We start from the raw sequence: 15,791 nt of genomic DNA on the forward strand, positions 1-15,791 counted from the left end.
TCTACCAACAACCCTATGTATAACAATGAGTTGAAGAAAACCGCGTGTAGCGGAATTATGAAACCTTATTTAGTTAAAATATATAATCAGGCCAATTTAGGATGTTTGTCACCGTTAATTTTTTGGATTGTGTTAACATTTCTTCCCATATTTCTACTAATTTCGTAGATATCTTTTTATTTTATGATGTCAACTGAATTAAACCGCCGATTGCCTTTTCAAGGTATTCACGAGGACAACCTAAATTTATTCTGATAAACCCTTTCCCCTTAGCGCCAAAACTCCATCCCATTGAAACGACTAGTTTGGCTTTTTGTAATAAGGCCCGTTGCAAAGTGTCATCATCCAAGCCTAAATCGCGACAATCCAGCCAAGCCAGATATGTACCTTCCGCTTTAGTCATTCGGCACCAAGGAACGGCAGACGTTAAAGCCTGCTCGAACCAACGACGGTTTTCCGCCAGGTAATGCTGTAGTTCATCAAGCCATACATCCCCATATTGATATGCTGCGGTAGCCGCAGTCATGGATAGCGCATTGAATACATCGAGTCCATGCGCATCCAACCGATCTTTAAAGGAACGTCGAAGTTCAGGATTGGGAATGAGAAAATTTGATATACGGAGTGATGCAAGCCCAAACGCCTTACTTGTTGAGGTGGCGGCAATGACATTGCTATGCCATTCACTCCCCAGATGCAGTATTGAGGTGAATTTTCCCCAAGGCAAAATTAAATCAGCCCAAATTTCATCGGAAATTACCGTCGTACCGTATCTTTTACAGAGTATCAATATTTGGCGTAGTTCGTCACTATTCCAACATCTACCAGTAGGGTTATGTGGGTTACATAACAATAGTAGAGGCGGTCTGTGTTGCTCCAACATCTGTTCCAGATGACCATAATCAATTTTATAACCTTCCAGACTTTCAAGAAGCGGGTTTTCAATCACCATCCTGCTGTTCATAGTAATAATTTTGGCGAATGAAGCATAATAGGGCCCTTGCACAACGACACCTTCCCCCGGTTTACTGAGCATCTGTATCAGTAAAGCCAATCCGGGTATGACGCCTTCTATCGACGTAAACCAGTCGCGATACAAGGTCAATTTATGGCGCCGTGAAAACCAGTCTATTGCCGTCTGGTAATAGTGATCGTCGCGTTCGCTATAACCGAAAATACCGTGATCAATGCGGGAGTAGAGTGTTTGCAAGACTTCTTCCGGGCATTGAAAATCGACATCAGATACCCACATTGGCAGCAGATCAGTCTTATTTAAGTGCAAGTAACGATTTAAAAAATCCCATTTAATAGAGCTTGTATTGTGGCGATCGATTATCTGGTTGAAATCAGGCAATTTCACGTTGGGTTTCCTTTTTATTCAAGGCGTTTTCCGCAGTGATTTTTGCGATACCAAAACCAGTAAAGCCATAAATAAGAGCAAAGAAAATGGCAGCATAGCACTGGATCGCCCAGGGCAGTAGTTCAAGCGTACTGACACCCAATGTCGTCGCCATATAAATGCCGGCAGCAGTCCAGGGGATCAACGGTTCTATGACGGTACAGCCATCTTCTATGGTCCGTGACAGATTTTTATTATCCAGTCCCATGCGGCGATAAGCGTCTTTGAACAGCTCCGCCGGGATGAGGAGAGCCAGTTTTCCGTTGCAGGTTGCGCCCGTTACCAGAATAGTTGTTACCAAGGTTGCAGCGATAAGTTGCCCGGTTGTGTGAACAACTTGTAGAAGCCGGTTAATGATGATGGTCAAGGCGCCAGTGAGTGCTAAAGCGCCGGCGAACGCAAATGCACAAAATGCAAGCAGGATAGTACTCATCATTGAGAACATGCCCCCACGATTGAGCAGGCGGGAGACATCACTAACGACGCCGGTGATGTTGTGTCCCTGGTCAGAGAACATCGAGAGATTGAAACCATCTATCAACGCATTAAGGCCCTGTTTAAGGGTGAGCCCCTGGAAACCTATGCCAAGTACAATAGCTAATGCACATGCAGCAAGCATGACGGGTATCACCGGACGTTTGGTTATTGCTCCCCACAAAACCAGTATCGGTGGCAAAATCAGCAATAAATTGAAGTGATACAGGCTTTCAAGGGATTGCACGATTTCTGTGACCTTTTCCGGTGTCGCCACGTTACCGGTTAAGCTTGTATGGCCCGCAATAAAATAAACAGTAGCGGCTAAAACAAAGCCGGGAATAGTGGTATACATCAAATGTTGAACATGACTGTAAAGATCAGTATCGGCAACGATGGCGGCGAAGTTAGTTGAGTCAGATAGCGGTGAAATTTTATCGCCGAAATACGCGCCTGAAACAACCGCCCCGGCTGCCGCAGCCAAAGACACATCAAGGCCAGCGGCGACTCCCATAAGGGCAACCCCCACTGTTCCTGCTGATCCCCATGACGTACCGGTACAAACTGAGATAACGCTCGTGATAAAGAAAGCAGCAATAAGTATGTATTGAGGGCTAATCAGTTTTAACCCCCAATACATCATGTAAGGTATGGTTCCGCTGAACATCCAGGTCCCAATTAACCCGCCTACGCAAATCAGGATCATGATCACCGGCATCGCTTTAGCCAGCTTTGCCACAATAGCATCGATAATGTCATTCCAGCGATAGCCTTGCCAATACGCCAAGGTCGCTGCTATTCCTGCTGATATCAGTAATAGGGATTCGATGCGTAAATTCAATTGACCATACCCAATAACCAACAGTAAAAGCATTGCTGCAATTGGCAGTATAGCGAGTCCCAAATTAAGCTTTTTCTTATCATCCATATTAAAATTCCAATTTCAGGTGAGTTGTTAAAACAGAATAATGAATTTATTTCGAATGAGATGTGACAGATATTACTTGTTCATGTAATTGGTTTCATGAGATATGAAATGTGATCTACATATCGCTTATACGCGACGCTTTTTATTACTCGATTAAAAAAACGGAATCTCTGATGACCAGTTCGGCTGAGAACATATTCATTTGCGGAGCTACTTCTTTTTTGGCACTGAGCTGCAATGCCAAATTAGCCGCCCGCTGAGCCATTCGTTCTATTGGATTATGTACGGTAGTTAAAGGGGGATAAAGATATCGGGCCGGGACAATATCATCAAACCCAACAATCGACAGTTGTTCCGGTAATTTGATTTTCCATTGATGTAGGGATCGCATCATCCCGGCAGCCATAACATCATTAAATGTTACTACCGCGGTAAAGTCGATACCGCTCTTTAACAGCTTTTCTGCTGCCAATTCCCCACCTTTTTCGTTAAATGGAACACTAATAACCCAATTTCCAGGTACGGTGATGCCCGCATTAGCCATTGCAGCCTGATACCCCTCCAGGCGGAGCCTTCTATTATCAATCGGTAGATCTGCTGTTACACAAGCAATTTTTCGATGACCGTTTTGAATAAGATAGTTAGTAGCAATCTGAGAAGCACTGACATTATCTAACCAAATGCACCGGTTGGCGATAGCAGGGAAATATCGATTGATAATCACTAATCCTGGTGTATGAGCTGCATAGCGTAATACATCTATATCACTCATCCTACTAACATGCGCTACTATTGCTTCGCATCCCTGATTAATTAAAAAATCCAAGGCGGATTTCTCAAGTTCAGCTTGATACCCTCCACTACAAACCATCAACTTTACCTCTTCCTGCCTGGCAATTTTTTCAACCCCGCGAGCTAAAAGGGAAAAAAAAGGATCAGCCAGATTGCCAGTGAGTAAACCCAACATATTCCCGCATCGTTTCGCTAATGCAAGCGCGGCAGAATTACGATGGTAGTTGAATTCACGCATGGCTTTCTCCACACGCTCACGAGTGACCGGTTCGACATAAGCGGTATTATTAATGACGCGGCTTACAGTGGCCACGGATACTCCAGCTTGATGGGCTACGTCTTTCATTGTGGCCATAATCTTTCCTCAGCAGTTATGTAAGATAAATGTGAAAAAGAATCATATCTCAATTTATTCAGATTATCATGAAAGGATTTGCATACCTTAATTTCAAGTGAATAATGCGAATTGGGCTTGTCTTAATAATATTGAATGAACGGTTTAACAATAGAATAAGAACGGTTAGGAGTATGAACATGATTGGACTTTCAATATGCCGACAATGAAATCCTTGATCTGGCTCCGAAAATAAGCTACGAAGCTGATTCATGTCATTGATCTATTGAAAGCCATGTCTCTCTATCACTTAAATCAACTCCCTTGATTAAGTGATAGAAGAGCTAGAGCACAAGTATCGCCCTCAATAGAGCAAAAAGTGGTTCATAGATTTAAAGTATTTTGGTGGAATATAGAGATCATAATTATTTTTTTCGCAAAATAATTTCAATTCAATAATTGATCCGATTGATAATTTCTCATGGATACTTTGAAAATACCCTTCCACAGTACGGCATGAAATTTTCATTTCATTAGCAATACCTCGATTACTGATGCCACGGCAGAATAAAAAGATTACTATCCATTCTTTTTCTGTCAATATATTATTAGGGGGCCTAAGCTTAACAGACATAGTTGCATCCTCTTTAATGTAATTATGTACCGAAAAATGATTTATTTCTTTAATGCGACAAATTATTCCAATACATTGATCATTTTCATTCATTAACGGGTATTTTTCGCAAAAATAGGGCTTGAGTTGTTGGTTATTACTTTGAAGATGAGCTCCAATAGATGATACTCGTTGCATAGACTGTAAGACTTTACAGTCATGTTTTTCAAAAAGGTGAGCAAGATAATTAAACGGTGTGGGTAATTCTTTAGCAGTATATCCCATTACATCAAAGTCTTCAGGTAACTTACTTAATTTGATAAATACTTTATTTGCATATATAAAACGAAGATTCTTATCTTTTACAAACCATGATTCATGGCTTTTATCCCACATATTTATTAACTGAGGGGTGATTTGACACATATATGACCTTCAATAATTATTGAATATAAATAGAAAAATATTTTAACAATCAGCAAGAACAGCTATTCGTTCTATAGGGAATCCCCTCATAGTCAGAAGTATAGAGTAACGCATTTATTTCAAATGGAATGTGAGATGAGTTTGCTGTTCATGTAACCGGTTTCATGAAGTGTGAAAATGTGATTTGTGTATCGATTTCTGATCTTGCTTATAATCCATTGCCAAGTGTCAAAAAATTTTTGACGATCAATTAAGTGAAACTCGTATGGAATATTCCGGTTTATCTAAAACAGCGGAAATTTAAGGTCATGATTAAGTAACTAGTCCTATTTAAACATTATATTTAATTTTCCTATAATAAAAAATTATATTAAAACAGTTAGATATTCAATATAGAAGATTATTTAGCGGAGCTATTTTGTTAATTATATCAAACATCATTGAGAACGTAAAATGCACTTTATGTCAAATATCACGCCACAATTCACTAACATATGGGAAAAAAGTAAATTTTATTGCTATATCCCAGAAAACACTAGGGAATCCAAAAATAGAAAGTTTATTTAATTTTCAAATTATCAAGGAGTTTTTATGAAGAACTACACGATATCACCTCAGATTATCAATACAATGGAAATAAGTAATGAACCTTGGGCAGTAAAAGATAGTTCTTCATGTTTTATTTATGGTAATAAAGCGTTAAGTTCTATCAAAAATTTCTCACCATCATTTGATTACAATGGGCTTTATGATCATGAACTCCCTTGGGACGGCGCTGAATTTGCAAAGGAATATATTTATCATGATCAAAAAGTAATGAAAAAAGAGCAAAGAATATGTTCACTTGAAACACATTTATTTGGTAAAGAGCAAATTCCATCATCTTATTTCTGTGAAAAGATGCCTTTTTATCATGAAGATGGAAGTTGTATAGGCATTATATATCATTGTTGGAAGGCGAAAGATTATTCATTAACCTGTCTGTATCAATATCATAATAAACTTCCCTCATCCATTTTACTCCAACCACCGACAGATATTTTTACTGAGCATGAATGGGATATTATTTTCCTTTTCTTACAGAAATACTCAAGAAAGCAGATTGGAATAATATTGAATCTTGATTCTAGTGCAATTGAAAACCATATGACCAGGATATATCATAAAATAAACATTAACTCCGATCTTCAATTAGAAGAATATTGTCGAGTCAATAATCTTTATCACTATATACCTGATAAGTTTTTATTAACTTAAAGGTTTTCTCCTACTGACGCAGTGGCCTTACTTCATTATAACGCGCATCACTGACATGCCTGAGGTACGAACAGAATTTTCTTTTGTTAAAACCTCAGGCAATTAGTGCACCTCTCATTGACTGTAGTGGAATAAGAATCCCAGGCACCTCACAAGACTGCTAATCTGATTAATATAAAATTATAGAATAAACTCTTATTCACTCAATAAGATACCCAATGAATATGGGTATCTTATTGATAAATTTAAACGAGCTCTGTCATCACTAATTTAGCGATTTCGAAATAGATAATCAGACCTGTACCATCAATAAACGTGGCAATAAAAGGAGCGGATACAACAGCCGGATCAACAGATAGCCTTTTCAATACCATCGGAATAATGGAAGAAACAATGGCACTCCAGACGGTGATTGCAATGATGGTCAAACTAACAACAATCGTCACTTGAATACCGACACCTAATATCCAGGCACGGATAAGCGCGGTAAAACCTATCGTTATTGCAACTAAAAATGAAGTGGAAACCTCTTTACGTAACACCGCCCATAGATTACGCAAACTCACTTCCCCCAATGCCATTGCTCTGACCAAGGTCGAGGTAATTTGCGTCCCACTGTTGCCCCCCGTCCCGATTAATAACGGAATGAAAAATGCGAGAGAAATTGCCGCTTCCAATTGATCTTCAAATGCTTTAAGCACAGCACCAGTATAAGCTTCCGCAACAAATAGCAATAATAACCACCCGACACGCTTACGCCATAATGTTATTGGGCTAGTACTCAGATAAGGCTGGTCCAGAGGTAAAGTTGCCCCCTGCAAATGAGCATCCAACGTATTTTCATCTTCAATCAATTCAGCAATATCCCGCGGTCGTAGCACCCCAACCAATTTGCCAAAATGAGTAACCGGGACACTATCCATGCCACTGTGATTTATCAAATTATAAACATCATGACGCGACTGTTCCGGTGATACGGAAAAATAACTTTGCCTCATAATATCTGACACAAATAAATCATCGGCTACAGTTAATAACACTTTCACCGGTAATATGCCATTAAGATAGCCCTCAGCATCAATAACATATAAGTAGGTTGGGATCTGCTCACCTTCAAGCTGATCAATCAAATGACTTTTTACCGACAAAACAGAATCAGCAACAGATACAGAAATGAAACATTGGCTCATATATGCGCTGACAGTTGCCTCTTCATTTTTCAATCGATGTTTCCGCTGCTGATCAGCATTTATTTCATTAATAGAATGATTAGCAATCGCTAATGCATCCATGTTTTCATGGGATGTGATTTTCATGATGTTGGACCCTATTACTGTTGTGAACTTCAAACAGCACTCACATAGGGGCGAAACCAGATGAGAGAATGCAACGACTATCTCTACGTCTCGGTTTTAGCACTATACAACGTATCCTGAATGCTCAGAAAGTTACATGGGGATATACCTTGGTTCGATATATCCTGTCCTAATCTTGGGCGTCTCTCGACGTCGTCAGATCAGCAACCTGTGTTTGTATAGGAGCCTCGCCTAACGAGATACTGCACTTAGAATGCGGCGCATATTGTAAACAAAAATCGTAATAATTCAAAATTGAAAGTTAACCTGTTTAATTTTCATTTAAGTTTCTGATAATAATAAAAAAACGGCTTAGATTTCCACCTGTTGCCGTTTAATGAGAATAATCCTATGAAGGAATTATTCATTTTCTGATCTCTTAGACTCAATTTTTTCAACTTCAGCAATCAAGTGGTCAGCAGTTTTACCATCCAGCAATTTATAAAACTTTTGTTTCGATTCCTTCATGTCACCATTAGAACCTGATTTAACCAAATCATTAAAATCGATACTATTAAACATAGCCGATTGAATTGACTCATCAAACTTCACTTTTTTATCATCAGGTAGCCTATCTCTTACTTTTTCAATGGATGCTTTCAACGCGATTTCATTAGAAGCATCAATTTTAGGTTGGCTATCACAGCCCGCTAATACACATCCTGACAAACAAATTACTAACAATTTTTTCATATTCATCCCCCACAGAATATTAAACAAGGGAATAATAACAGAAGCAGAAACAATAAACCGTTTATACCCTTCATCTTTCAAGCCGCTACTTTGTTGGCTACTTTCACTCACCCCAATCACATCGTTATCCATGCTCCTGGGGATTCGTTCACTTGCCGCCGCGCCGCAACTCGAAATCTATTAGGTATATAATTAGCCAAATTGATAAAGAATAGCAAATAAGATGAAATTTCTCATCATGCTATTCCAGAATAATTATCCTTGTGATTAGCAACTACGATGCCAAAATACAATCATTTGTTATTTCTTCAACAGCATAAAAACGACTTTCAGCCAAATCGACCAGATGATTAAAACACCCGACTAACCAACAACATGACAGGTCCAGATACGACCACAGTCACTACCGATATTCAGATCAATATGTAGTTGGAACCATCACAATTAGATGAGATCATACTTGCGTTTATCGCCTCGCTTAGCCATTGAAAAACCAGCACCGAAAACAAAGGAGAAATAATGGCAATCATCCACTGCACTGCAAAATATATTCTGACTGCCATATTGATATTACTGCCTGTCTTTGCGCAAGCAAAAGAAATTACAGTCAAAGACGTTGCTGGCCGGGAGGTTAAAGTTGACGCACCGGTCAATCGGGTTATGCTGGCTGACAGCCGAGTATTGATTGCACTGAATATTCTTCACCCTGATAATCCGCTTAAAGGTATTGTCGCCTGGGATAATGCACTGGAAATTAAATCTCCAGATTTGGCAACTGCTTATGAAAAAGACTTCCCGCGATTGCGGGATATTCCGGTATTCCCTAACCCTTATCAAAGCGATTTTAACGTCGAAAAAGCGCTGACTTATAAACCCGATCTGGTTATTTTTGATATCGCTCTTCAAACCAAGCTCAATGATAGTGGAACCATCATTTTACTGGAAAAAGCGGGTATCCCGGTTATCTTTATCGACTTCCGTCAATATCCGCTAATAAATACGATTCCAAGTATGATTCTACTTGGAAAGATATTCAATGAAGAAGAAAATGCACAAAAATTTATTGAGTTTTACCAAGAGAAGATGAAAATCATTAATCAACGCGTTGGCACGCTAGGTAAAGAGCAGCGCCCTCCGGTGTTTATCGAACGCCATGCAGGCATGTTAGGTGCGGAACATTGCTGTAAGACTTTCGGAAATGGCAATTTTGGTGAATTTGTTACTGCCGCAGGAGGTGATAACCTCGGTGCTCGCTGGTTCTCAGGTATAGATGGTGAGGTAAACGAAGAACAATTAATCGTCAGTAATCCTGAGTTTTATCTGATGACCGCCGCAGATTGGGATAAAGTTCGCTCTGGAAGCTTCTCTGTGCCATTAGGTTACACCGGCAATTTGAAACAATCACAAGAACGGCTGAAAAAATTACTGACACGCCCCAAATTAAGCGTATTAAGAGCCTTCCGCGAAAAACAAGTAATAGCACTGTACCACCAGTATTACGATACGCCATTTAACATCATTGCTGTTGAAATCATTGCTAAATTCCTGCATCCGAAGTTGTTTGAAGATATCGATCCACAAGCTGACAGCCTATATCTGCATAAAACCTTTACCGCCCTTGATGGTAACGGGGTATTCTGGGTTACAGCAAAATAATATTGCTTTTCAATCCATTGGCATATTCCAAGACATATTCCAACGGATACTCAATCTCACCTTTTATTTATAATTTCCGTTCGTTAATATACCTAATATTTTATATAACATGCTAATAGACATCTATTATTTTGTCATCTACTATAGTTGATGCTAAAAAAATATAAAACATGACAAGATAAATTCGGTTAAGTAATAAATATAAAGTACAAATATATTCACATAATGAAACTATATAAAACTTGCTAATTAAGAATTTATCCCAAACAGGAACGATTAATTCAGAGCCATTATTATCAATAAACCATGTGCACAGGCAAGGTACAAAAATCAGGCTATACACATGATATGCGAGGAATCTTTTGCTCTTTACTAACAAGAATGGAAAATAAAATAGCCTAATGAGATAGATTCTCGATGTAACTATTCTTAAACCAAAGTACTCGGAGTATGTTAATGAAACGATTACATGATATTGAGAAAGAGATGTTGCCCGTTGAATCCTACAAAATGCTTATTGGTGGACGATGGGTAGATAGTGTATCCAAAGAAACAACCAAAAGTTATAACCCAGCGACAGGAGAACTACTGACTGAATATGCATCCGGTAATGCTGAAGATGTCGATCTTGCCGTCAGCGCCGCAAAAAATGCCTTCTCCGCATGGAGCCAAACCTCGCCAATCGAAAGACAATCAGTTTTGCTGAAAATTGCTGACCTATTAGAAGCGGAACAAGAACGTTTTGCTATCCTCGAATCACTGGATACCGGAAAACCATTAAATGAATCCCGGTATATGGATCTACCCGCCTGCATTGACCAGTTCCGCTATTTTGCGGGTGTGATCCGTTCCCATACCGATGAAGCTTCAGTTCTGGATACCAAGACACTCAGCTTGGTGATCCGTGAACCCATTGGTGTTGTCGGACAGGTAATTCCCTGGAATTTCCCACTACTGATGGCGGCATGGAAACTGGCTCCTGCTCTTGCAGCGGGCAATACCATTGTTATTAACCCAGCAACACTGACACCAATCACGCTGCTTGAACTGGGTAGAATATTGGATAAAGTCCTGCCAGCCGGGGTGGTTAACATTGTTACAGGTCGTGGTTCAGTCGTTGGTCAAGCCATTTTGGATCATAAGGATATCGAAAAAGTGGCATTCACTGGTTCCACCAGAGTAGGTTATACCGTAGCCGAAGCCGCTGCCAAAAAGTTGATCCCTGCAACACTGGAGCTTGGTGGTAAATCAGCCAATATTATCTTCCCTGACGCCAATATGAAAAAAGCAGTAAAATATGCGGCCAGAGCTATTTTGCTGAATCAGGGTCAAGCGTGTGAATCAGGTTCCCGGTTGTTCCTGCATAAAGATATTCATGATGAATTCCTCAAATCCCTGAAAGCAGAATTCGAATCTGTCCAGGTTGGTGATCCGCTGGAAAAAGAAACTCAGATGGGGAGCCAGGTCAGCCAGGAACAAATGGAAAAAATTCTCGGATATGTCGAGATTGCGAAAAAAGAGGGTGCAACCATTCTAACCGGCGGTAAACGCATTACTGGAGAAGGTTATGATGATGGTTTCTTTATCCAACCAACTATCATTACCGATGTTACTAATGACATGCGAGTCGCGCGTGAAGAGATTTTTGGCCCTGTATTGGCCGTGATTCCATTCAGCGAAGAAGAAGACGTGATCAGAATGGCAAATGATTCTGATTATGGCCTGGCCGGTGCTGTCTGGACACAGGATATTGACCGTGCACTACGCGTAGCTAAAGCTGTCAGAACTGGTCGTATGTGGATTAATACTTACCATGAACTGCCAGCTCACGCACCATTTGGCGGTTACAAAAAATCAGGACTTGGCAGAGAAACACACAAAATGATGTTGGATGCTTATACCCAAGTCAAAAACATCTATATCAAAACCAGTGAAGAATAATCTCAATCAGTGATGAGAAAAGCCTTCCAAATGGAAGGCTTTTATTCAATTTTTTGCTTTAATATCAATACTATCCGCATTCACATCTTTAATATGTTCTTTCGTCAACCGATAAACAACTGGGCTTAACAATGCTAATGCAATCAGGTTCGGTATTGCCATCATCGCATTCAATGTATCCGCCAATAACCAGACAAAATCCAATGACTGAGTAGCACCAACCATCAAAGCAATAATCCATACTACACGGAAAGGTGTAATGGCTTTTTGCCCAAATAGATACTGAGTACATTTTTCACCGTAAAAACTCCAGCCAAGAATTGTGGTAAAGGCAAATATTACCAAAGCACCCACGACAATATAGTTGCCACCAGGAATCGCCATAGCGAAAGAAGTCGCTGTCAGTGTCGCACCTGTCTGACCGTTCAACCAACCACCCGTGATGACGATAGTTAAGCCAGTGATAGAACAAACAATAATGGTATCGATGAAAGTACCTAGCATAGCGATTAACCCCTGGCGAATCGGGTTTTGGGTTTTAGCTGTTGCATGAGCAATCGGCGCGCTTCCCAATCCCGCTTCATTAGAGAAAATACCACGAGCTACACCAAAACGAATTGCCGCCCACACTGCTGCGCCCGCAAAACCACCTTGTGCCGCAACAGGTGTAAATGCAGATTTAACAATCAGAACAAATGCAGCGGGAATTTCACTGACATTCATCCCCAGAACAATAATCCCGGCAACAAGATAGGCAACCGTCATAAATGGCACTAATTTACCTGCTACATCAGCAATACGTTTAATACCCCCGATAAGCACTGCACCAACTAGAATTGCCAATACGATGGCCGTTACCGTGGTAGAAACGCCGAAGTTACTTTGCAGCACATCAGCGACAGAATTCGCCTGTACGGTATTACCGATACCGAAACAAGCAATACTGCCAAATACCGCAAACAACGTCCCCAACCAGGCCCACTTTTTTCCTAAACCGTTTTTTATGTAATACATGGGGCCACCAACATAGTGACCGTTTTTGTCAACCTCACGGAAACGGACTGCCAGTACCGCTTCTGAATATTTGGTTGCCATGCCCACTAATGCCGTTATCCACATCCAAAACAGTGCACCTGGCCCACCCAATACAACCGCGGTAGCCACGCCAGCTATATTACCTGTTCCTATGGTGGCGGAAAGCGCAGTCATCAGTGCGTTAAACGGCGATATCTGCCCTTCTCCCCGCTGATGATTACGCTCAAACAGTAATTTAAAACCCGTTCCCAATTTACGTATAGGCAGAAAAGAGAGACGGAACTGCATGAACAACCCAACTCCTAGAAGACCGACCATCATCGGTACTCCCAATACTACCCCGTTAATAGCACTCAGCCATTCTGTGATTAATCCCATATATTCCCTCGGACATTTCATAACAAAATAACAACATATGCGCAGCAACTTAATAAAGAATATTTATAGAAAATATGCGAGAAAAAATTTCGTAAAAATGGAAAAAGATTTAATACTTGTGAGTGATATCACTCGATAGAATTTTAAAATTAGAATGTTCAAAAGTTTATCACGCCCAATACATTAAAAAATATTTAGGTATAAACCACTCTCTTAATCAAAATAATTTACTTGAATATTTAACCTTTTCAACTAATTAAAGTAAAACAACAAAATATTATTTTTAAAATCGATTTTTTAAGAAACAAATCATTGAGTAGAAATTATCAGCGATTTTTATGAGAATATCTTGTTCGCTCTACCTATCATATTTTTCTTTTAAACAAACCACTATCCGGAATATATTTATTACATCAGTCAAAAGAACAATAGAAAATATCTGTGATATTTTTCTATCATCATAAAACCACCGAATCTTTTTCGAGCCGCTTCACAATAATTGAAGAACCTCATTGTGTTATTGTTCCACCCAACTCATTTTATCCGCCTGGGTTAATGAATAAGGGGAGAACTTTATGGTGGAACAACAATATTTCATTGGTGTTGATGTTGGCTCCGCCAGTGTCCGTACTGCGGTTTTTGACCAACACGGCAAACGGCATGCATTCTCCGCTCGCCCTATCCAGCAATTTCATCCAAAAGCGGATTTTGTTGAACAATCTTCTACTGATATCTGGGCACAAGTATGTGCAACAGTAAGAGAAGCTGTTGCACTGGCAAATATTAATCCTATTGATGTTAAATCAATCGGCTTCGATGCCACCTGTTCACTAGTCGCGGTAGCAGCAGAAGGACGTCCCCTTTCTGTGGCCGAAAATGGCAATCCTGAACACGATATCATCATGTGGATGGATCATCGTGCAATCAAGGAAGCCATCACGATAAATCAAACCAATGACCCTGCACTCTGCTATGTAGGTGGTGAAATCAGCCCTGAAATGGAACTACCAAAAATCTTATGGCTAAAAAACCACTTTCCCCAACGTTATCAGGATATATGGCGTTTCTTTGATTTAGCTGATTTTCTGGTGTGGAAAGCAACTGCCGCTGATGTAGCCAGTATCTGCACGCTCACTTGCAAATGGAACTATCTGGCTCATCAAAAACAATTCAGTGAAAAGCTACTTTATGATGTGGGGTTAGAAGATTTAACCCATAAAGTTCCGTCTACTATCCTCGAACTTGGCGAAAAAGCGGGTTACCTGACGACTAAAGTGGCTAAAGATTTTGGGCTGCACACAGGAATCATCGTCGCCGGTGGTATTATTGACGCACATGCCGGCGGATTGGCACTGGCTGGCGCCTATCCAAGGGGCAGCCTGGTCATTATTAGCGGCACCTCAAACTGCCACATGATTGTCAGTCCTCATCCTGTCATGGTTCCAGGGGTTTGGGGGCCCTATTTCGGTGCAATGCTACCCGGTTACTGGCTCAACGAAGGTGGACAAAGCGCCGCCGGTGCATTAGTTGAGTGGTCAATTCGTCAACACAATAGCTGGCTAGAGCTGGAAGCCGAAGCCGAGGAATCTGGTCATCATTACTATCAGCGACTAAATGAAGCTGTTGCACAGTTAGAAAAACAAGAAATATATCCGACCGCACAGCTTCATATTTTAGGTGACCATCATGGCAACCGTTCACCAAGGGCAAACCCTAATGCCAAGGGAATGGTAAGCGGGCTGACGCTGGCAAATGGTCGTGATGATCTGGCCCGCCATTACTTAGCGACACTGCAATCTATCGCTTATGGTACCCGCCATATTATTGATGCATTAGTAGAAGCAGGACACCAGATAAACAGGCTAGTTATGTGTGGTGGCGCAACTAAAAACCCACTATGGTTACGTGAATATGCCAATGCCACTGGGCGCGAAATCCATCTCACTCAGGAAAAGGATGCTGTCAATCTTGGCTCTGCTTTGCTTGGTGCCGTTGCTTGCGGTTCCTTTGCAAACTTCGCTCAAGCAACAAAATCGATGGTACGTGACGGCAACATTATTAAACCGGAAAAAGAGACATTTTTATTTCATCAAGCCAAATATCAGGTTTATCTACAAATGTACCGAGACCAACAGCGATATAACGAAATCATGCAAACCGATAATTAGCCTTTAATAATCAAAACTGGAATATGACAAGATAAAATACGCATTGTAGGTGGCAACTCAAAAAATGAATCAATAGCCGGTTGAACCGGCTGTTACTATCAACCTAACGTTAATGTGAACGAATCCCCAGGAGCATAGATCACTATGTGACTGGGGTGAGTGAAAGCAGCCAACAAAGCAATAGCTTGAAAGATGAAGGGTATATAACAAATGAGCTCGCTCATAGAAGAAAGATGAAAGGAAAAATGATCCATTTTCTCTTAAATTGAACAAACTGACTCGCTATTAGGAAATATATGAAAGTAAGAAATATATGAAAGAAAATAAGAGCTCATTAATACA

General features: G+C 40.4%; 11 protein-coding genes and 1 riboswitch. Of the genes, 4 read left to right on the forward strand and 7 right to left on the reverse strand.

Going from position 1 to position 15,791, the window contains the following annotated elements:
• Positions 1 to 181: 181 nt before the first annotated feature.
• The 4 genes from D3222_RS04055 to D3222_RS04070 form a co-directional block, all read right to left on the reverse strand.
• Complete coding sequence (locus D3222_RS04055; protein WP_118984991.1) at positions 182 to 1,360, reverse strand: MalY/PatB family protein; 1,179 nt, start codon at positions 1,358 to 1,360, stop codon at positions 182 to 184.
• Positions 1,347 to 2,801, reverse strand: a complete 1,455-nt coding sequence (nhaC, locus tag D3222_RS04060) for a Na+/H+ antiporter NhaC (protein WP_118984992.1) — start codon at positions 2,799 to 2,801, stop codon at positions 1,347 to 1,349. Before nhaC ends, D3222_RS04055 begins: the two co-directional genes overlap by 14 nt.
• Before the next feature lie 145 nt (positions 2,802 to 2,946).
• Complete coding sequence (locus tag D3222_RS04065; RefSeq protein WP_118984993.1) at positions 2,947 to 3,948, reverse strand: LacI family DNA-binding transcriptional regulator; 1,002 nt, start codon at positions 3,946 to 3,948, stop codon at positions 2,947 to 2,949.
• A 343-nt stretch (positions 3,949 to 4,291) separates the two neighbouring features.
• Entirely contained in the window at positions 4,292 to 4,966 is a 675-nt protein-coding gene (locus tag D3222_RS04070; protein ID WP_118984994.1) for a helix-turn-helix transcriptional regulator, read from the reverse strand.
• A gap of 591 nt (positions 4,967 to 5,557) precedes the next feature.
• Here D3222_RS04070 and D3222_RS04075 point away from each other — a divergent pair.
• Positions 5,558 to 6,223, forward strand: a complete 666-nt coding sequence (locus tag D3222_RS04075) for a PAS domain-containing protein (RefSeq protein ID WP_118984995.1) — start codon at positions 5,558 to 5,560, stop codon at positions 6,221 to 6,223.
• 245 nt (positions 6,224 to 6,468) lie between these two features.
• Here the strand turns inward: D3222_RS04075 and D3222_RS04080 are convergent, their stop codons facing one another.
• Entirely contained in the window at positions 6,469 to 7,539 is a 1,071-nt protein-coding gene (locus tag D3222_RS04080; protein WP_118984996.1) for a magnesium transporter, read from the reverse strand.
• A gap of 74 nt (positions 7,540 to 7,613) precedes the next feature.
• Positions 7,614 to 7,785: riboswitch (M-box (ykoK) riboswitch) on the reverse strand.
• Positions 7,786 to 7,938: 153 nt separating this feature from the next.
• Entirely contained in the window at positions 7,939 to 8,403 is a 465-nt protein-coding gene (locus tag D3222_RS04085; RefSeq protein ID WP_232832392.1) for a DUF6694 family lipoprotein, read from the reverse strand.
• Between the two features lie 387 nt (positions 8,404 to 8,790).
• Here D3222_RS04085 and D3222_RS04090 point away from each other — a divergent pair, with 387 nt between their 5' ends.
• Positions 8,791 to 9,927 carry an ABC transporter substrate-binding protein gene (locus D3222_RS04090; RefSeq protein ID WP_118984997.1) on the forward strand — a complete coding sequence of 379 codons (1,137 nt, stop codon included), beginning with the start codon at positions 8,791 to 8,793 and terminating at the stop codon, positions 9,925 to 9,927.
• Positions 9,928 to 10,383: 456 nt separating this feature from the next.
• Positions 10,384 to 11,868, forward strand: coding sequence for an aldehyde dehydrogenase family protein (locus tag D3222_RS04095; RefSeq protein WP_118984998.1), 1,485 nt, complete (start codon positions 10,384 to 10,386; stop codon positions 11,866 to 11,868).
• Positions 11,869 to 11,913: 45 nt separating this feature from the next.
• Here the strand turns inward: D3222_RS04095 and D3222_RS04100 are convergent, their stop codons facing one another.
• The gene (locus D3222_RS04100) at positions 11,914 to 13,281 is read right to left on the reverse strand and encodes an alanine/glycine:cation symporter family protein (protein WP_118984999.1); all 1,368 of its coding nucleotides are present in this window, start codon (positions 13,279 to 13,281) and stop codon (positions 11,914 to 11,916) included.
• A 578-nt stretch (positions 13,282 to 13,859) separates the two neighbouring features.
• Here D3222_RS04100 and D3222_RS04105 point away from each other — a divergent pair.
• Positions 13,860 to 15,449 (forward strand): FGGY-family carbohydrate kinase, encoded by a 1,590-nt coding sequence (locus D3222_RS04105; RefSeq protein ID WP_118985130.1) that lies wholly within the window; start codon positions 13,860 to 13,862, stop codon positions 15,447 to 15,449.
• Positions 15,450 to 15,791 lie beyond the last annotated feature (342 nt).

Origin of the sequence: Photorhabdus sp. CRCIA-P01, assembly GCF_003545805.1 — a bacterium.
GTDB lineage: Bacteria > Pseudomonadota > Gammaproteobacteria > Enterobacterales > Enterobacteriaceae > Photorhabdus > Photorhabdus antumapuensis.

What these genes read in the sequence shown, in the direction of transcription:
- nhaC (WP_118984992.1), bottom strand. Translation starts at nt 2,801, where the DNA reads ATGGATGATAAGAAAAAGCTTAATTTGGGACTCGCTATACTGCCAATT.
- D3222_RS04065 (WP_118984993.1), bottom strand. Translation starts at nt 3,948, where the DNA reads ATGGCCACAATGAAAGACGTAGCCCATCAAGCTGGAGTATCCGTGGCC.
- D3222_RS04070 (WP_118984994.1), bottom strand. Translation starts at nt 4,966, where the DNA reads ATGTGTCAAATCACCCCTCAGTTAATAAATATGTGGGATAAAAGCCAT.
- D3222_RS04075 (WP_118984995.1), top strand. Translation starts at nt 5,558, where the DNA reads ATGAAGAACTACACGATATCACCTCAGATTATCAATACAATGGAAATA.
- D3222_RS04080 (WP_118984996.1), bottom strand. Translation starts at nt 7,539, where the DNA reads ATGAAAATCACATCCCATGAAAACATGGATGCATTAGCGATTGCTAAT.
- D3222_RS04085 (WP_232832392.1), bottom strand. Translation starts at nt 8,403, where the DNA reads ATGGATAACGATGTGATTGGGGTGAGTGAAAGTAGCCAACAAAGTAGC.
- D3222_RS04090 (WP_118984997.1), top strand. Translation starts at nt 8,791, where the DNA reads ATGGCAATCATCCACTGCACTGCAAAATATATTCTGACTGCCATATTG.
- D3222_RS04095 (WP_118984998.1), top strand. Translation starts at nt 10,384, where the DNA reads ATGAAACGATTACATGATATTGAGAAAGAGATGTTGCCCGTTGAATCC.
- D3222_RS04100 (WP_118984999.1), bottom strand. Translation starts at nt 13,281, where the DNA reads ATGGGATTAATCACAGAATGGCTGAGTGCTATTAACGGGGTAGTATTG.